Consider the following 17,119-nt stretch of genomic DNA (forward strand, 5'->3'; position numbering starts at 1 on the left):
CTCCAAATCCCAGACTGCCGCGCTGCGTGCGGCGGTTACCCGGCCATTGTGTCGTGCGCCGTGCCGGCCCCGGAGGTGCGCACCCCTTCAGTGTGCCCACCCGCTCCACAGGAACAGTCGAGGTGCGCCGGGATCTGTTCCGACCGCCAGTCCAACAGAGGCAGTGCGGCTTCCCATCGGGCCCCGGTGCAGGCGGGCAGTTCTCCGTCGAGGAAGGCCAGTGCGTGGGCCGCCGCCAGACCCGCCACCGCGGTCGCCAGGCCCAGGTCACAGGCCTGAACGGCGGTGCGTCGCCCGGACTGCCACTGAGCCAGCATCCGCGGCCACTGAGGGTCCCGGTCCCGCCGGTTCAGGTCCAGGCATCCCGCGCACGCGGTACCTCCCGGCAGTACGAGGGGCCCCACGAATCCGGTGGCCTCGATCACCCCGGCGTAGAGGTGGGGTGTGCCCGAGGCGATCCATGGCCCGGCGGTGCCCGGATCGGGGACGTAGGCGGAGAGGCTGTCGCGAGGGGCGACCACGATCAGGGAAAGGCCGGGCTCGCCGCTCGTGGGCCCGCCCGACGCCTGTGCTGCCCGCGGCGCCGGACCAGGGGCCGAGCGCCGTACGAGTTGCCTGGCCGAGGTGTCCCGGCGCTCTCCGGTCGCCGAGGGCGGCAGGCCCCCGGGTGAGACGTCGCCCGGCTCGGCGCATCCGCCGTCCAGGACCTCGACCCGGCCCACCCCGGATCCGGAAAGTACCGCGGCGACGGCCGCGCCGACCCGGCCGGCTCCCCGTACCTGGACGCGCATGGAGCGGCGGGCGGCCAGCCGGCGCATCCCTCCGCCGGGCTCGGGATGCACGACGGAGAGTGACGCCAGGTCCGGTCGGTGACGCTCCAGGACGTCCGCCCGGTTCCGTAACGCATCGGCTTCCGGTCCGCCGGCCCGCACATCGTCGATGAGGCCCGCGTCCAGCAACCGCACGACGAGCGTGTCCACTTGGTGGTCGGTGAGATCCAGCGCCCTGGCCTCCTCGCGCAACAGCGGCATCCCGCGTGTTCCGTCGAGCAGCTCCAGGAAACAGCCCGTCGCGATATCCATCGGGCCGACCTTCACCGCATGTGCGGGCGTCACACCGAATTGGACGGTGCCGCGGCCGCGCCATGCGCGGCGCAGTGCGGGTTTCAACATCGGATGCACGGCTTCCCCCGGTCTGTGTGGCTGCGTGAGATCCATTGCCAGAATGCAACGGGCCGCGGAAGCGCGTGAAAAGTTGTCCACAGGCAGGGGGTATTAGTCGTTCAAATGGTGCAAGCCATGGGGTGGATCATGTGTGAACCGTCCAGGAGACGGGACTTCGCACACTGACAGCGGGTAACGTCGTGCCGTGCCCGCCGACCCGTCACCCGGCTTCGCCGGCGAGACCCCCGCGCGCAGCGCCGGAATCCATCAGCGCAGCGCGGCAGACCATCCGCCCCGCGGCTCGGCGACGAGCGCGGTCGAGGTCCGCAGGAGCTCCCGCCGCAGCAGAACGGTCTCCGCGTACCGGGAGGGTGATCGCACGATCGTGCTGATTCCCGCCAGGATGTCCGAGGCCGAGGAGCAGCGCTGGGTGGGCGTGATGCTCGACAAGCTGGCCGCCCAGGAGAGCAGACGCATCCTCGGCGACAGCGAACTCGCCGAGCGGGCGGCGCGGTTGTCCGCGCAGTATCTCGAGGGCCGGGCCAGACCCGTCTCGGTGCGGTGGGTGACCAATCAGAACACCCGGTGGGGGTCCTGCACCCCGGCCGAGGGCAGCATCCGCCTGTCGCACCGGCTGCAGGGCATGCCGGAGTACGTCGTCGACTATGTGCTCGTCCACGAACTGGCCCATCTCCTGGTGCCCGGACACGGTCCGAGGTTCTGGCGGCTCCTGGACGCCTACCCCCGGACCGAGCGGGCCCGCGGCTATCTCGAAGGGGTGGTGGCGGCCGACCGGCTGCCGCACCTGCCCGCCGCACGCGGCGAGTGACGTTCTGCGATTCTGTACCGGGTCTGTACCGGCTTGGCCCGGGGCCGGATTTTGCGGTTAGCCTGACGCGAAGCATTCAGTTTCCGGATGGGGGACGGTCGTTACGCATGGCCAGGGAATTCCAACGCGGCCACAAGGCCAAGATCAGCGATCTCACACCGGGAACGGACCTGTACGTAGGTGTGCAGATCGCCGGCCCGGGACTGACCTTTGACATCAGCTGCTTCGGCCTCGACGCCAATGAGCAGCTCTCCGACGACCGGTATTTCATCTTCTTCAACCAGCCGAAGTCGCCCGAGGAGTCCATTCAGCTCCTCGGCCCCCAGGCCGGTGACACCGAGTCGTTCCGCGTGACTCTGGACCGCATTCCGGCGAGCATTCACAAACTCTCGTTCACTGCCACGCTGGACGGCGCCGGGCAGATGGCGCAGGTCGGTCCCGGATACATCCGGATCGTCGCGGGTGGCGAGGAAGTCGTCAGATACGCCTTCACCGGCTCGGAGTTCACGACCGAACGTGCGGTGATGCTGGGTGACTTCTACCTCAAGGACGTCTGGCGGTTCGCCGCTGTCGGCCAGGGCTTCGACGGCGGGCTCGACTCGCTGCTGAAGAACTTCGGAGGCGAGGTCGCCGAGGAGGCCCCCGCCGCCGCACAGCCGCAGTCCGCCGTCCCGTCGTTCGCCCCGCCCGCCCAGGCGGCACCGGCCCCGTCGTTCGGTGCCCCGGCCGCACCGCAGATCCCGCAGCCCGCACCGTCCTTCGGCGGACCGGCGGCGCCCGCGCCGGTGCCCACTCCGCAGCAGCAGCAGATGCATGCCGCGCCCACCATCGTGGCGCCGCTGGCCCCGCTGGGCGGTACCGTGCCGCCCCCGCCGCCGCCCCCGCCCGCTCCGTACGGACATCCGGGGCAGCCGTCCCAGCAGCCGCAGTTCGGGCAGTTCCCGGGACAGCCGCCGGCACCCTATGGGCAGCCGGCTCCCGCGCCGTACGGTCAGCCGGCTCCGGCCCCGTACGGTCAGCAGCCTCCCGGCATGCCGCCGGGGATGCCCCAGGGCGTACCGCAAGGGGCGCCGCAGACCGGGGCAGGTCTCCTGGCCGCGCTCCAGCCGTACAAGGAGACGGCCACCGGTCAGCGCTGGACCGCGCAGAACCATCAGCTCATGCGCGTCGACCTCACCAACGGCGGTGGGGGAGTGCTGGCCAGACAGGGCAGCATGGTGATGTACCAGGGCAAGGTCGACTTCGGCTACAAGGGCGCAGGTTTCGCGGGCCGGATCGTCGGCAACGCCACCGGTCAGGAGATGCAGCTGATGCGCTGTACCGGCCGGGGGCAGGTCTTCCTCGCCGAGGACGGCTCCCACCTGCACACCGTCGAGCTCCAGGGCGACGGCATCTGCGTCTCCGCGGAGAACGTCCTCGCGTTCGACGAGTCGCTGCAGTACGAGGTCCGCAGGATCGAGGGCCACGGCATCCCCGGTGGCGCCCTGTTCACCATGCAGTTCCAGGGCACCGGCACCGTCGTCGTGAAGACCCACGGCGTGCCGGTCGTCCTGCCCGTCACCCCCACCACCTTCGCCGACTGCAACGCCGTCGTGGCGTGGTCGTCGGCATCCCAGGTGATCGTCTCCAGCCAGGTCCGGCTGCGCCGCAACGCCTATCCCGGACACAGCGGAGAGACCGTGAACCTCCAGTTCCGGGGCGCGCCCGGCAACTTCATCGTCGTCCAGCCCTACGAGGTCTGAGGGAGCCCGTCATGAATCAGCAACTCGCGGGCTACGCCCCGACCCCCGTCACGGCCCGGATGGAGAACCACGGCCATTCGATGCTGAAGGTCGCCATGGCCACCGGCCAGGACCTGTACGCGCGTACCGGCTCGATGGTGGCGTACGAGGGCTTCATCCAGTACGAACCCAATCCGCCCGCTGTCCGCCAGATCGCCTCGCAGTGGATCACCGGCGAGGGCACGCCCTTGATGAAGTGCGCCGGTGACGGGCTGCTCTACCTCGCCGACTACGGCGCCGACGTGGTCGTCATCAATCTCAACAACGACTCCCTCTCGGTCAACGGCACCAACGTCCTCGCCTTCGACGGCCATCTCACCTGGGGTGTCGAGCGGGTCAAGGGGCTGGCCAAATTCGCCGGCCAGGGGCTGTGGAACGTCTGCATCTCCGGCACCGGCTGGGTCGCCATCACCTCCCGCGGCACACCGATCGTCGTCGACTGCGGGCGCGGCGAGGACGAGACCTATGTCGACCCCGACGCCCTGGTCGCGTGGTCCCCGAACCTCAAGGTGAAGGGCAAGCGCAGCTTCAAGGCCGCCTCGCTCATCGGGCGGGGCAGCGGAGAGGCGTTCCAGATGGCCTTCTCCGGCGAGGGGATCGTCGTCGTCCAGCCGAGCGAGGACAGTACCGACCGCCTCCGGGTCCGGAACTGACGGGGAGGAGAAACACACCATGCAGAGTCCGCTTTTCAACTACACGGAACAGCAGTCCCAGGACCGGTACACGGTTCAGAACCCGCAGCTCCTTCGGGTCTCGCTGACCGGCCACGAGGACATCCTCGCCCGCAAGGGGGCCATGGTCGCGTACCAGGGGCTGATGGAGTTCGACGGCGAGTACCAGTCGCACGGACAGCGCCGGGCCCGCGCGAGCACCGGTGAGGGTCTCGACCTGATGCGCTGCTCCGGGCAGGGCACCGTCTACCTGGCCAACCTGGCGCAGTACGTCCATGTGGTGGATGTCGACCACGACGGCATGACGGTGGACAGCGCCTATGTCCTGGCGCTCGACTCGTCGCTCCACACCGAGGTCATCGCGGTGGACAGCCAGTACGGCATTTCGGGCACCGGTAAGTACCAGCTCAACATCTCCGGCAGCGGCAAGGTCGCCCTGATGACCTCCGGCCAGCCGCTGATGCTGCAGGTCACACCCGACAAGTACGTCAACGCCGACGCGGACGCCATCGTCGCCTGGTCCAGCTCCCTGCGCGTGCAGATGCAGGCCCAGACGCACTCATCGGGCGTGATGCGCCGACGCGGCAACACCGGCGAGGGCTGGGAGCTCAGCTTCCTCGGGCAGGGCTTCGCCCTGGTCCAGCCGAGCGAGGTGCTGCCGCCGCAGAGCGCCCAGATCGGCCAGGGGCTGGCTGCCCAGTTCGGCATGGGCCAGCAGGGATCCCATGCGCAGAACCAGAACAACGCCTGGAACTGAGTCAGGCACACCGGACCGGCGCAGGACGGGCGGGACGGGTGCGGTGGAAGAGCACGGTAAGGGGCGGTCTCCCATGAGACCGCCCCTTACGACCGTGCCCCTTACGACCTCGCTCGTGGTCCCCGCTACCTGACGCCGGCCAGTGCCGCCCGCGTACGTTCCATCAGACGCACCACCGAGGAGTCGGCGACCCCGGCGACCTCGTCGTAGGCGAACCATCGAAGGTCCAGCGATTCGTCACTGATCCGCTCCGTCGAGCCCGACGGAGCCAGTACCGCGTACTGGACGTCCAGATGCCAGTTGCAGGGCGCCGGGATCGGGTGGCGGTCCAGCGTGACCGGGCCGCCCGCCAGCAGCGTCAGACCGGCGATGCCGGACTCCTCCATGGCCTCCCGCAGCGCCGCCCCGGCCGGCGTGGCGTCCCCGGGCTCGCAGTGACCGCCCATCTGCAGCCACTTCCGCAGCTTCCGGTGCAGCGTGAGCAGCACCCGGCCGCGCTCCGGGTCGATGACCAGCGCGCTGGCCGTCAGATGCCCGGCCCCGCAGGCCTTCCACATGCCGTCGGGATGCAGCGCCAGATGGTCCAGACAAGCCAGGCGCAGTTCCTCCTGGGCGGCGTCCGCGCCGCTCTCGTAGCTCTTCAGTACGAGAACGGCTTCGTCATGCAGGCTCACTTTTCGGTGTCGTCCTTGCCGTCGCCGCCCGTGCCGTTGCCGTCCGTGCCGTTGCCGTCCGCACCGTCGTTGTCCTTGCCGTCGGCGTCGGCCGGCCCGGATCCGGCCTTGCTGTCGCCGACGGTGTCGGTCGCGGGCTTCTGCAGACCGTTCGCGGCCTCGCCGAGCATCTTGTCCAGCTCGGAGAAGTCCAGCTGCTCGTGGTGCACGAACTCGTCCGGATCGTCCAGGTCGTGGGCGGTCGGCAGCATGTCCGGGTGCTCCCACAGCGCGTCGCGCCCGTCGAGACCCCGCGCGTCCGTGAGCGAGGCCCACAGCCGTGAGGCGTCACGCAGCCGTCGCGGGCGCAGCTGGAGACCGATGAGCGTGGCGAACGTCTGCTCGGCGGGACCGCCGGAGGCACGGCGCCTGCGCATCGTCTCGCGGAGTGCGTCAGCCGAGGTGAGCCGGGGCTTCGCGGCCTCGTGCACCACGGCGTCCACCCAGCCCTCGACCAGCGCGAGCGCCGTCTCCAGCCGGGCCAGGGCGGCCTTCTGCTCCGGGGTGTCCTCCGGCTGGAACATGCCCTGCTGAAGAGCTTCCTGGAGCTGCTCCGGCTGCGAGGGGTCGAACTGGCCGACCACGTCCTCCAGCTTGCTGGTGTCGACCTTGATGCCCCGCGCGTAGCCCTCCACGGCACCGAACAGATGCGAGCGCAGCCACGGCACGTGGGCGAAGAGCCGCTGGTGGGCGGCTTCGCGCAGCGCCAGATACAGCCGCACCTCGTCCTGCGGCACACTCAGGTCCTTGCCGAACCGCTCGACGTTCAGCGGAAGCAGCGCGGCCTTGCCCGCCGGGCCCAGCGGCAGCCCGATGTCCGTCGAGCCGACGACCTCGCCCGCCAGCACACCGACGGCCTGCCCGATCTGCTGGCCGAACATCGCGCCGCCCATCGACCGCATCATGCCGATCAGCGGGCCCGCCATCGCCTGCATCTCCTCGGGCAGCACATCGCCCATGGCGAGGCCGACACGCTCGGCCACCGGGTCGACCAGCTTCTGCCAGGCGGGGAGGGACGCCTCGACCCACTCCGCACGGCTCCACGCCACGGTGGAGACCGAACCGGACGGCAGCGACGTCGCGCCGTCCAGCCAGTGGTCCGCCAGTCGCAGCGCCTCGTCGACCGCGGCGCGTTCGGACGGGCCGACGCTCGCGTCCTTGGTGCCGTCCGCGTTGCCCTGCGAGACGGTCTGGCGGGCGATCTGCTTGGCCATGTCCCAGTTCACGGGACCGCCCTCGTAGCTCAGCATCTGGCCGAGCTGCTGGAAGGCCGCGCCCAGGTCGTTCGGGTTCATCGAGCCGAACATCGCGGCGAAGGGGTTGTCACCCCCCGCGCCGGGGCCGAAGCCGAGCGGGTTCGCCGGACCGCCCGAACCCTGCCCACCTCCGGTGGGGTCCTTCTTCTTGCCTGCGTCGCCGTCGTCCGGCTCCTCCGGCGGAAGGCCGAATCCGAATGGGGTGTCACTCACGGGTTTCCTCGGCTCGTAGGGCCGCCGGATCGAACCGACGGCGACTGCCCGACATCACCATCCAGCGTAGACACCAAGTCCGCTTAGGGCCTCAGTGCTCCGTCGGCTCCCGGCCTGCGGCAGGATGGACGCCACCTGGTACGTACGCGTCATTCGGGTACGTACTGAAGACAACCGCTGGAGACGCCCGGTGAGTTCCCCAGATCCGCAGGTTCGCGCAGCGCGAAACCTGGCCGACCCGCTGCCCGAGAACAAGACGGTCCGCAGCCGCTCCAGAAGCCGCGGCCCCGTCGTGGCCGTCACCGGAGCCGCGACGGGTGTCGGCGAGCTGCTCGCGGCCCGTCTCGCGGCCTCCGAGGAGATCAAGCAGGTCATCGCCATCGACGAACGCCGCGGAGAGGTCTCCGAGGCGACCTGGCACATCCTCGACGTCCGTGACCCGGCCATCGCGGAGAAGCTGCGTGGCGCGGACGTCGTGGTGCACCTGGCGCTCGATCTCGACCTGGAGACCGATCCCGCCGCCCGCACCGCCTACAACGTGCGCGGCACCCAGACCGTGCTGACCGCCGCCGCGGCCGTCGGCGTCCACCGGGTCGTGCTGTGCACCTCCGCGATGGTCTACGGGGCGCTGCCCGACAACGACGTCCCGCTGGCCGAGGACGCCGAGCTGCGGGCCACCGCGGAGGCGACCGGCGTCGGCGACCTGCTGGAGATCGAACGGCTCGGCCGCCGCGCGCCTCGCGCCCACCCCGGACTCCACGTCACGGTGGTCCGTCCCACGGTGCTGGTCGGCGGCACCGACACCGCACTGACCCGTTACTTCGAGTCACCGCGCCTCCTTGTCGTCGCCGGATCACGCCCCACCTGGCAGTTCTGCCATGTCGACGACCTGGTCACGGCGCTGGAGTACGCCGCGCTGGAGAAGATCGACGGGGAGTTCGCGGTCGGCTGCGACGGCTGGCTCGAACAGGAGGAGGTCGAGGAGATCAGCGGCGTCCGCCGGATGGAGCTGCCCTCCGCCGTCGCGCTCGGCGCCGCCGCCCGGCTGCACCGGATCGGCCTCACCCCGTCCCCGGCGGGCGATCTGGCGTACACGATGCATCCCTGGGTGGTCAGCGTGAGCCGGCTGCACGACGCGGGCTGGCGCCCGAGCTGGACCAACGAGGAGGTGCTCGCCGCGCTCCTGGAGGAGGTGGAGGGACGGCACACCGTCGCCGGCCGTCGCCTCGGCCGCAAGGACGCCACCGCGGCCGGTGCCGCCGGTGCGACCGTGGCGCTGCTCGGTACCGCTGCCCTGGTACGACGCGCCCGCAAGGCGCGCCGCCGTATCTAGTGCCCCTCCCGGCGAGCATCGCCGGTCGCGCCGTCGGCCACCCGTCGCTGCCGCCGGGACGCGCTCCGGGGACGTCCCGGCGTCTGTAGGAGGCTCCAAGGCCGGTGGCGGCCCACCAGCGGAAAGCGCTATTCCGTGATGCCGCCGCGGTACGGCACGATGGCCGGCATGGCACCCACGCATGACCATCCCGGCGAGCAGGCGGCACAGGACCCCATCCGGCTGCTGGAGATTCGCGACACGCCGCTCTCGGTGGACGAGATCTTCCGTGCCGTCGGCGACGACGCGGCCGGCGGCACCGCGCTCTTCGTCGGCACCGTGCGCAATCACGACGGCGGTCAGGACGTCGGGGCGCTCGGCTACTCGTGCCACCCCTCGGCGCAGGACGAGATGCGCAGGGTGGCGGAGAAGGTCGTCGCGGCCTTCCCGGTGCGGGCACTGGCCGCGGTCCACCGAGTGGGTGAACTGGAGGTCGGCGACATCGCCGTCGTCGTGGCGGTCTCCTGCCCGCACCGCGGAGAGGCCTTCGAGGCCTGCCGCAAGCTCATCGACGACCTCAAGCACGAGGTCCCGATCTGGAAGCACCAACGCTTTTCGGACGGTACGGAGGAGTGGGTCGGTGCATGCTGAGCGCAAACCGGACAGGCCGGAATCCGCCCCGATTTGCGTAACCGCACCCCTGCCGTGAGCGTTGGCTCTGTAGATGGTTAATCTGCTGATCGGTTGGTTGCGGTTGCGCATGGGGCAGGGAGGTCATCATGGCAGCACTCGCCTGGTTGTTGATTCCGCTTTTCGCTGCGGTCGGTGCTGCAATATGGGGAAGCTGGGCCGCCCGTAATCGCACGACCGGCGATGGTACCGAGCTCGCCGGCTATGCCCGGTTCCGTGAAGCGATGGAGAAGTCGCACTCCGATTCGGAGCCGGTCGAGCAGATATCGAACGTCTGACGCCACGTCGAACGTACGCACTCGCCAATCCGCGCCACCGCATCTCCTGCCGAGGCTCCCCGGCACACCTCTCGCACCCCGGCCCCGGCTCCGTACGGACCGGCCCCGACGGTGCACAGACGGACCCTTCCCGTACTGTCGTTCCATGCCACGCCGCACCGCGACGATGCTCGCCTCCACCCTGGTTCTGATCGCGCTGGTCTGCGCGGGTCTGCTGATCAGAGTGCCGTACTCGGAGATGTCCCCCGGGCCGACCGTGAACACGCTCGGCAAGGTCGACGGCGAGCCCGTCCTGCAGGTCACCGGGCACAGGACGTACAAGACGTCCGGCCATCTCAACATGACGACGGTCAGGGTCACCGGCGCCGACTACAACATGAACCTCGTCGAGGCCCTCTACGGATGGCTGGGGCACGACAGCCTGGTCGTACCGCACGACACGCTGTACCCGGACGGCAAGACCGAACAGCAGTCGACGCAGGAGAACGCCGAGGAGTTCAGCCAGTCCCAGGAGAGCGCCAAGGTCGCGGCCCTCACCGAACTGGGCATCCCGGTGTCGTCACGGGTCGTGGTCTCCACGGTCATCAAGGACAGTCCCGCACAGGGCAAGCTGCACGCCGGCGACGTGATCAAGTCCGTCGACGGTACGGCGGTCGAGCGGCCCGAGGACGTCGCGAAGCTCGTCACCAGGCACAAGCCCGGCCAGGACGTCACCTTCACCGTCATCCCGGCCAAGACCGCGGCGGCGGCCGAGAAGGCAGGCAAGGAGCCCGAGGGCACCGAGAAGATCACCCTCACCACCAGGAAGGCCCCCAAGGAGAACCGCGCGATCGTCGGCATCCAGGCGGGGACGGACCACACCTTCCCGTTCGAGATCGACATCAAGCTCGCCGACGTGGGCGGCCCGAGCGCCGGTCTGATGTTCTCCCTCGGCATCATCGACAAGCTCACCCCGGGACAGCTGACGGGCGGCAAGTTCGTCGCGGGCACCGGGACGATCGACGACAAGGGCAAGGTCGGCCCGATCGGCGGGATCAGCATGAAGCTGGTCGGCGCGCGCAACGCGGGCGCGCGCTACTTCCTGACCCCCGACGACAACTGCAAGTCGGCCGCCTCCGACACCCCGGACGGGCTCACCCTGATCAGGGTGAAGACCATCGACGACGCCAAGAAGTCGCTGGAAAAGATCAGCTCGGGGAACACGGCCGGCCTGCCCAGCTGCTCGACAGGCTGACCGCGCCCCCGTACCGGCGGGCGGACGGGGTCAGGACTCGAAGGTCGCGGCCAGTGCCTCGGCCAGCCCCGGCACCAGACCGGCCCCGGTCAGCACGTCGTTCGGCGAGTCCTTCTCACGCAGACGTACGGCCGACTCCCGGGCACCGTCGCGAAGGACGGCCACGGTCATCCGTACCTCCTGACGGTCGGGGTGTTTGGCGACCCATTTGGTCAGCTGGTTGTCGTTGAGACCTTCCGGAACGGAGGCCTCGGCGGACGGCGGCAGCATCAGCCGCTCGACCGTCATCGCGCACCCGACCACCGCGTCCGGCCAGGCGATCGTGGCGAGGAACTCGTCCAGCGCGGTACCTGCGGGAAGCTCCTCCTGCTCGATAGGGGTGAGTGCGGCGGCCTTCGAGCCGTCGCCGTCGAGGCCGAGCTGGGCGGCGAGGCCGGGCTCCTGGACCCGCAGCCGGGCGGTGTCGACGAGCGCGAAGAGCCGGGCGGGCTGATCCCAGCCGAGACCGGAGATGTATTCGTCGATTTCGAGCACCGCGACGGTGAGCGGGCTCGCGGCCATCGGAGGGCCTGAGGGGGAAACGTTGGACATGGACAACATCCTGCCTCCTTCCGCCCCGGGAACGGGAACTAGGTAAAGCCTCAGTAAGTTGCATAGGTGGGTTCTAGGATCGCTGGGCCCCTTTCACACGACCGCGAACTTTGAGGTGCGCACGTTGGCTTTCCAGATGCCGGACCGCGGCGGAGGCCCGACAGGGCCACGGATCAGAGTCGGCCGCCCGTCCCGGCGCGCCCGAACCCTGCTCATGACACTGGGCGTCCTGGCGATCCTCGCCATGGCGTTCGTCATGTTCGCGGGGTTCTGGACGGACTGGCTCTGGTACAGGTCGGTCGCGTATTCATCCGTCTTCACCACCACCCTGTGGACCAAGATCGGACTGTTCCTCGTCTTCGGACTGCTGATGGCCGTCGCCGTCGGCGTGAACATCTGGCTCGCGCACCGGCTCCGGCCGCCGCTGAGCGCGATGTCGCTGGAGCAGCAGAGCCTGGACCGCTACCGGATGAGTATCGCCCCGTACAAGAAGTGGGTGCTGCTCGCGATCACCGCGCTCGTCGGTCTGATCGCGGGGGCGTCCTCCTCCGGCCAGTGGCGTACCTGGCTGATGTATGTGAACGGGGTCTCGTTCGGGCAGAAGGACCCCCAGTTCCATCTGGATGTGTCCTTCTTCGCCTTCGACCTGCCCTGGTACCGCTTCCTGCTGGGCTTCGGCTTCGCGGCCACGGTGCTCTCGCTGATCGCCGCCGCGCTGACCCACTACCTGTACGGCGGACTGCGCATCACCAGCCCCGGTGCACGGGCGACGGGGGCGGCCACCGGTCACCTCTCGGTGCTGCTCGGCGTCTTCGTCGCGCTGAAGGCGGTGGCGTACTGGCTCGACCGCTACGGGCTCGCCGTGAAGTCCAGCGATTTCAAGGCCACTGACAACTGGACCGGCCTGCGGTACGTCGACGCCAACGCCTATCTCCCGGCGAAGACCATCCTGTTCTGCATCGCCGCGATCTGCGCCGTGCTGTTCTTCGCGACGCTCTGGCGCCGCACCTGGCAGCTTCCGGTGATCGGATTCGGGCTGATGGTCCTCTCCGCGATCCTGATCGGCGGGCTCTACCCGGCGATCGTGCAGAAGTTCCAGGTCCAGCCGAACGAGCAGGCCAAGGAAGCCCCGTTCATCCGGAAGAACATCGAGGCCACGCGGGACGCCTACGACATCGACAACGCGCAGGTCCACGACTACTCGGGCAAGAGCACCACGGACGACGAGGCGAAGCTCCGGGCCGGCGCGGACACGGCGGCCAGCTACCGGGTGATGGACCCCAACGTCGTCTCCCCGGCCTTCCAGCAGCTCCAGCAGAAGAGGAACTACTACCAGTTCCCCAAGACGCTGGATGTCGACCGCTACAAGGACGAGTCCGGCAAGGAGCAGGACACGGTCATCGGTCTGCGCGAGCTCAACCTGCAGGGCATCCCCAAGCGCAACTGGATCAACGACCACTTCACCTACACCCACGGCTACGGTGCGATCGCCGCCCGGGGCACCACGACCGGCAAGAACCCGAAGGGATCTCCGGACTTCACCGAGTCGGGACTGCCGACCACCGGTGAGCTGGGCTCGTACCAGCAGGAGATCTACTACGGCGAGAAGACCGAGCAGTACTCCATCGTCGGCGGGCCCCAGAAGGAGCTCGACTACGAGGAGGACGGCGAGAAGACCACCAGCTACAAGGGCAAGAGCGGGGTCAGCCTTTCCGGCGCCTTCAACCGCGCCGCCTACGCGGTGGCGTTCAGCGAACCGCAGATCCTGTACTCGGGAGCCATCGGCGAGGGCTCGCGGATTCTGTACAACCGCACGCCCAAGGAACGCGTCGAGGCGGTCGCCCCGTGGCTGACCATCGACGGCGACGCCTACCCGGCCGTGGTCAACGGCCGCATCCAGTGGGTCGTCGACGCGTACACCACGACCAACGGCTACCCGTACGCCTCGCGCACGACGCTGGGTGACACCACGGCCGACTCGCTGACCACCAACCAGCGCGCGGTCGTCGCCCAGCAGAACCAGGTCAACTACATCCGTAACTCGGTGAAGGCCACCGTCGACGCGTACGACGGCAACGTCAAGCTGTACGAGTGGGACACCGAGGACCCGGTTCTCAAGACCTGGCGCAAGGCGTTCCCGGGGACCGTGAAGTCCAAGGCGGACATCCCGCAGGAACTCATGGACCACCTGCGGTACCCGCAGGACCTGTTCAAGGTGCAGCGCGAGCTGCTCACCCGCTACCACGTGACGAACCCCGCCCAGTTCTACAGCGGCAGTGACGCGTGGCAGGTCCCGGACGACCCGACCAACAAGGAGTCCGGTGCCGTCCCGCCGTACTACCTGAGCATAAAGATGCCGGACCAGGCGGCTCAGAAGTTCTCGCTGACGACGACGTTCACCCCCAAGGGGCGGCCCGACCTGGGGGCGTTCATGGCGGTGGACGCCGATGCGTCCAGCAAGGACTACGGCACGATCAGACTGCTGAGAGTCACCACCACGGTGAAGGGCCCGGGTCAGGTTCAGAGTGAGCTCAACGGCAACGACGACGTCGCCGAGTTCGTGAGAAACCTCAAGGGCACCGACTCCGACATCGAGTACGGCAACCTGCTGACCGTGCCGCTCGAAGGGGGCTTCCTCTACATCGAGCCGGTGTACACGCGCGGTGGCACGCAGAACTATCCGCTGCTGCGCAAGGTCGCCGCCTCGTACGGGTCGAAGATCGTCTTCGAGAACAGCCTCGGTGAGGCGCTCAACGCGGTCTTCGGGGTGGACGGCTCCGATACGAGTCAGCCGCCGGCCGAGACCACGCGGCCACCGGGTGACACCACGGAGCCGCCGGCCACCGGCGACGCCGCGCTGAAGAAGGCGATCGCCGACGCGCAGAGGGCCTACACGGAAGGTGAGGCGGCCCTGAGGAAGCAGGACTGGGCCGCCTACGGCAAGGCCCAGACGGATCTGCAGGACGCGTTGCAGCGGGCAGCGGCCGCGCAGCCCAAGTCCGGCAGTCCCAGCAAGACGGACAAGAGTGCCGCAAGTGCCGACAGCGGTGGCTGAGTAACTCGGTAAAGCTTCACCTTCGCGCCGTGGTACGGTTTGAACACAACGGCGCGGGGTGGAGCAGCTCGGTAGCTCGCTGGGCTCATAACCCAGAGGTCGCAGGTTCAAATCCTGTCCCCGCTACTGCAAGACGAAGGCCCGGATTCTTTCGAGGATCCGGGCCTTCGTCGTGCCGCCGTGACTTTTCTCTGCGCGGGGCGTGAACTGCACTTCATGGGGCACGAGTTGAGTTCGAGCGCGTTTGACTTGTCTCTCTGTGGGCATGTCGACAAAACGCTGAAGTGACCTCACTGTCCGCGATATACCAGGTGTACGCGGGTTACAGGTGGTGCGACGATGGTATTTATGGGGGACAGGGCAACTCTGTTGGAGACAGGGCGGTTTGCGCAACGTCACACCCATCCTGCGGAAAACGCGATGGATGTGGCATTTGCCGCCGCCGCGGGGTACAACGACTACATCGAGACCGCCGAGACTGCGGAGTGTGCCGCGAGCGTCGAAAGTGCAGAGACCGCAGAGTCCGCGGACGGCGTGGAGAACGCCGAGGGCGCGGAGACCGCAGAGAGTGCGGACAACGCCGAGAGCGAGGCGCGCCATCGTCGTGCCGCCGACGCCGGGGACACCGCGTCGATGAGCGTGCTCGGCGCGTTGCTGCTGCGCCGGGGCGACCTGGTGGGCGCCGAGTCCTACCTGCGCGCGGCCACTGCCGACGGCGACCGTGCCGCGGCCAACAACCTCGGCGTCCTCCTGCACCAGCGCGGCTACCCGGACGAGGCGGCCGACTGGTGGCGGACCGCGGCCGTGGCCGGCTCCGCCGCCGCCGCGCACGCCCTGGGACGCCACTACCGCGAGCGTGGCGACGAGCCCGGCGCCGAGTACTGGCTGCGCCAGTCCGCGGAGCAGGGCCACGCGCTGGGCGCGTACGCCCTCGCGGACCTGCTGGAACACCGCAGCGACGTCGGCGCCGAGCGCTGGCTGCGTGCCGCGGCCGAGCAGGGGCACCGCGAAGCCGCGTACCGGCTGGCGCGGATGCTGGAGCGCAACGCGGCGGACGCCGCGCACGACGCGTTCGGCAGCCCCGGACTGGGCCCCCGCACCGGAACGGACAGCGGGGCGGACACCGGCCGGCGCCGTGTGGCCGTGCGCAGGGACGACGGCCCGGTCGCCGGACCCGCGGCGGGCCGGGTCGGTGAGGCCGAGCAGTGGTACCGGCAGGCCGCCGCGCGTGGCCATCGGCGTGCCGCCCTGCACCTCGGCGCCATCCTGGAACAGCGCGGCGAGCTCAAGGAGGCCGGCCGCTGGTACCTCATCTCCGCCAAGGCGGGCGAGGCGCGTGCCGCGTGCGCGCTCGGCTTCCTGCTCCGTGACGCGGGCGACCGCGAGAGCGCGGCCGTGTGGTGGCTGCGCGCCGCCCAGGACGGCGACGGCAACGCCGCCAACGCGCTCGGTGCGCTGCACGCGGCCCGGGGGGAGCAGCAGACCGCCGAGCGCTGGTACCGCGCCGCCATGGACGCCGGTGACGTCAACGGCGCGTACAACCTGGGGCTGCTCTGCGCGGCCCAGGACCGTACGGCGCAAGCCGAGCAGTGGTACCGGCGCGCCGCCTACGCCGGGCATCGGGAGGCCGCCAACGCGCTGGCCGTGCTCCTGCTGCAGTCGGGCGACGCGACCGGAGCGGAGCCCTGGTTCTCCAAGGCGGCCGAGGCGGGCAGCGTCGATGCCGCCTTCAACCTCGGCATCCTGCACGCCGGGCGGGACGAGGACCGGGCGGCGCTGCTCTGGTACGAGCGTGCCGCGGCGGCCGGTCACACCGAGGCCGCGCTCCAGGTCGGCATGGCGCTGCTGCACCACGGCGAGGAGCGGGAGGCCGAGCGGCATCTGCGCTGCGCCGCCGGTGGTGGCAGCGCGGAAGCGGCCTTCCGGCTGGCCGGGGTGCTGGACTCGCGGCAGCCGCCGCCGGGACCGCCCGCCCTGGGCGAGGCGATGCCGGAGAAGACCGAGTGCGAGGAGTGGTACGAGCGTGCGGCCGAGCAGGGCCACCGCCGGGCCCAGGTGCGCGTCGGGATGCTCGCCGCGGCCCGCGGCGACGTGGAGAGCGCCGGGCGCTGGTACCGGGAGGCGGCCGAGGCGGGCAGCCGCAACGGGGCCTTCAACCTCGGTCTGCTGCTCGCCCGCGAGGGCAGTGAGCGTGAGGCCGCGCTGTGGTGGAGCCGCGCCGCGAACGAAGGGCACGGGCGGGCGGCCCTGCGCCTCGCCCTGCTGGCCGCGCGCCGCGGTGAGCTGGCCGAGGGGCAGCGGTGGTGTGCGCGGGCGGTCGAACTGGGGCCGGCGGAGGTTTCGGAGCGGGCTGCGCGGTTGCGCGAGGCGCTGCATCAGGAGCTGACCGCGTAGCGGGTGCGGGGTGCGGTGCCGGGTGGGCGAGTCGGGGCGGGTGTTCGGGGGTGCGGTGCCTTCGGCCCCGCTTTGTCCTCAATCGCCGGACGGGCTTGATGTGGCCGGAGTCCTCGGTTGCCGGACGGGCTTGGTGAGGCCGGAGTCCTCGGTTGCTGGACGGGTCTGACGTGGACTGCGTC

At 69.8% G+C, this 17,119-nt stretch carries 14 protein-coding genes and 1 tRNA gene; 11 read left to right on the forward strand and 4 right to left on the reverse strand.

The genetic code is table 11. The features are described from left to right. Nucleotides 1–35: 35 nt before the first annotated feature. Nucleotides 36–1,181, reverse strand: a complete 1,146-nt coding sequence (locus tag FHX80_RS20210; protein WP_167523586.1) for a ThiF family adenylyltransferase — start codon at nucleotides 1,179–1,181, stop codon at nucleotides 36–38. Between the two features lie 187 nt (nucleotides 1,182–1,368). On the opposite strand from FHX80_RS20210, the gene FHX80_RS20215 reads away from it, so the two are divergent. From FHX80_RS20215 to FHX80_RS20230, 4 genes are all read left to right on the forward strand, one after another. Continuing rightward, nucleotides 1,369–1,992, forward strand: a complete 624-nt coding sequence (locus FHX80_RS20215; protein ID WP_145765485.1) for a M48 metallopeptidase family protein — start codon at nucleotides 1,369–1,371, stop codon at nucleotides 1,990–1,992. 107 nt (nucleotides 1,993–2,099) lie between these two features. After that, the gene (locus FHX80_RS20220) at nucleotides 2,100–3,734 is read left to right on the forward strand and encodes a TerD family protein (RefSeq protein WP_145765486.1); all 1,635 of its coding nucleotides are present in this window, start codon (nucleotides 2,100–2,102) and stop codon (nucleotides 3,732–3,734) included. A gap of 11 nt (nucleotides 3,735–3,745) precedes the next feature. Continuing rightward, entirely contained in the window at nucleotides 3,746–4,426 is a 681-nt protein-coding gene (locus FHX80_RS20225) for an AIM24 family protein (RefSeq protein ID WP_145765487.1), read from the forward strand. 19 nt (nucleotides 4,427–4,445) lie between these two features. Next, entirely contained in the window at nucleotides 4,446–5,201 is a 756-nt protein-coding gene (locus tag FHX80_RS20230) for an AIM24 family protein (RefSeq protein WP_145765488.1), read from the forward strand. Nucleotides 5,202–5,326: 125 nt separating this feature from the next. Here FHX80_RS20230 and FHX80_RS20235 read toward each other — a convergent pair whose 3' ends face one another. Continuing rightward, complete coding sequence (locus FHX80_RS20235) at nucleotides 5,327–5,875, reverse strand: NUDIX hydrolase (protein WP_145765489.1); 549 nt, start codon at nucleotides 5,873–5,875, stop codon at nucleotides 5,327–5,329. After that, entirely contained in the window at nucleotides 5,872–7,383 is a 1,512-nt protein-coding gene (locus FHX80_RS20240) for a zinc-dependent metalloprotease (protein WP_244318341.1), read from the reverse strand. The genes FHX80_RS20235 and FHX80_RS20240 overlap by 4 nt, the downstream gene beginning before the upstream one ends. A gap of 190 nt (nucleotides 7,384–7,573) precedes the next feature. Between FHX80_RS20240 and FHX80_RS20245 the strand changes: the two genes are divergently transcribed. The 4 genes from FHX80_RS20245 (at nucleotide 7,574) to FHX80_RS20260 (ending at nucleotide 10,897) form a co-directional block, all read left to right on the forward strand. After that, on the forward strand, nucleotides 7,574–8,716 hold the full coding sequence (locus tag FHX80_RS20245; protein ID WP_145765490.1) for an SDR family oxidoreductase: 1,143 nt from the start codon (nucleotides 7,574–7,576) through the stop codon (nucleotides 8,714–8,716). 168 nt (nucleotides 8,717–8,884) lie between these two features. Continuing rightward, on the forward strand, nucleotides 8,885–9,346 hold the full coding sequence (locus tag FHX80_RS20250) for a molybdenum cofactor biosynthesis protein MoaE (RefSeq protein ID WP_145765491.1): 462 nt from the start codon (nucleotides 8,885–8,887) through the stop codon (nucleotides 9,344–9,346). 128 nt (nucleotides 9,347–9,474) lie between these two features. Beyond that, the gene (locus tag FHX80_RS20255; RefSeq protein WP_145765492.1) at nucleotides 9,475–9,663 is read left to right on the forward strand and encodes a hypothetical protein; all 189 of its coding nucleotides are present in this window, start codon (nucleotides 9,475–9,477) and stop codon (nucleotides 9,661–9,663) included. 145 nt (nucleotides 9,664–9,808) lie between these two features. Beyond that, complete coding sequence (locus tag FHX80_RS20260; protein WP_145765493.1) at nucleotides 9,809–10,897, forward strand: YlbL family protein; 1,089 nt, start codon at nucleotides 9,809–9,811, stop codon at nucleotides 10,895–10,897. 30 nt (nucleotides 10,898–10,927) lie between these two features. On the opposite strand, the gene FHX80_RS20265 is transcribed toward FHX80_RS20260, so the two are convergent. Then, nucleotides 10,928–11,497 (reverse strand): PPA1309 family protein, encoded by a 570-nt coding sequence (locus FHX80_RS20265; RefSeq protein WP_244318343.1) that lies wholly within the window; start codon nucleotides 11,495–11,497, stop codon nucleotides 10,928–10,930. Between the two features lie 127 nt (nucleotides 11,498–11,624). Here FHX80_RS20265 and FHX80_RS20270 point away from each other — a divergent pair, with 127 nt between their 5' ends. The 3 genes from FHX80_RS20270 (at nucleotide 11,625) to FHX80_RS20280 (ending at nucleotide 16,937) form a co-directional block, all read left to right on the forward strand. Next, on the forward strand, nucleotides 11,625–14,543 hold the full coding sequence (locus FHX80_RS20270; protein ID WP_145767396.1) for a UPF0182 family membrane protein: 2,919 nt from the start codon (nucleotides 11,625–11,627) through the stop codon (nucleotides 14,541–14,543). Nucleotides 14,544–14,595: 52 nt separating this feature from the next. Then, nucleotides 14,596–14,669, forward strand: a tRNA-Met gene (locus FHX80_RS20275). A gap of 213 nt (nucleotides 14,670–14,882) precedes the next feature. Continuing rightward, on the forward strand, nucleotides 14,883–16,937 hold the full coding sequence (locus tag FHX80_RS20280; protein WP_208764690.1) for a tetratricopeptide repeat protein: 2,055 nt from the start codon (nucleotides 14,883–14,885) through the stop codon (nucleotides 16,935–16,937). Nucleotides 16,938–17,119 lie beyond the last annotated feature (182 nt).

Origin of the sequence: Streptomyces brevispora (assembly GCF_007829885.1) — a bacterium.
Taxonomy (GTDB): domain Bacteria; phylum Actinomycetota; class Actinomycetes; order Streptomycetales; family Streptomycetaceae; genus Streptomyces; species Streptomyces brevispora.

Bases quoted from the DNA above. Each gene is read 5' to 3' on its own strand.
- FHX80_RS20230 (WP_145765488.1), top strand. From the start codon at position 4,446: ATGCAGAGTCCGCTTTTCAACTACACGGAACAGCAGTCCCAGGACCGG.
- FHX80_RS20220 (WP_145765486.1), top strand. From the start codon at position 2,100: ATGGCCAGGGAATTCCAACGCGGCCACAAGGCCAAGATCAGCGATCTC.
- FHX80_RS20280 (WP_208764690.1), top strand. From the start codon at position 14,883: ATGGTATTTATGGGGGACAGGGCAACTCTGTTGGAGACAGGGCGGTTT.
- FHX80_RS20265 (WP_244318343.1), bottom strand. From the start codon at position 11,497: ATGTTGTCCATGTCCAACGTTTCCCCCTCAGGCCCTCCGATGGCCGCG.
- FHX80_RS20260 (WP_145765493.1), top strand. From the start codon at position 9,809: ATGCCACGCCGCACCGCGACGATGCTCGCCTCCACCCTGGTTCTGATC.
- FHX80_RS20225 (WP_145765487.1), top strand. From the start codon at position 3,746: ATGAATCAGCAACTCGCGGGCTACGCCCCGACCCCCGTCACGGCCCGG.
- FHX80_RS20255 (WP_145765492.1), top strand. From the start codon at position 9,475: ATGGCAGCACTCGCCTGGTTGTTGATTCCGCTTTTCGCTGCGGTCGGT.
- FHX80_RS20250 (WP_145765491.1), top strand. From the start codon at position 8,885: ATGGCACCCACGCATGACCATCCCGGCGAGCAGGCGGCACAGGACCCC.
- FHX80_RS20270 (WP_145767396.1), top strand. From the start codon at position 11,625: ATGCCGGACCGCGGCGGAGGCCCGACAGGGCCACGGATCAGAGTCGGC.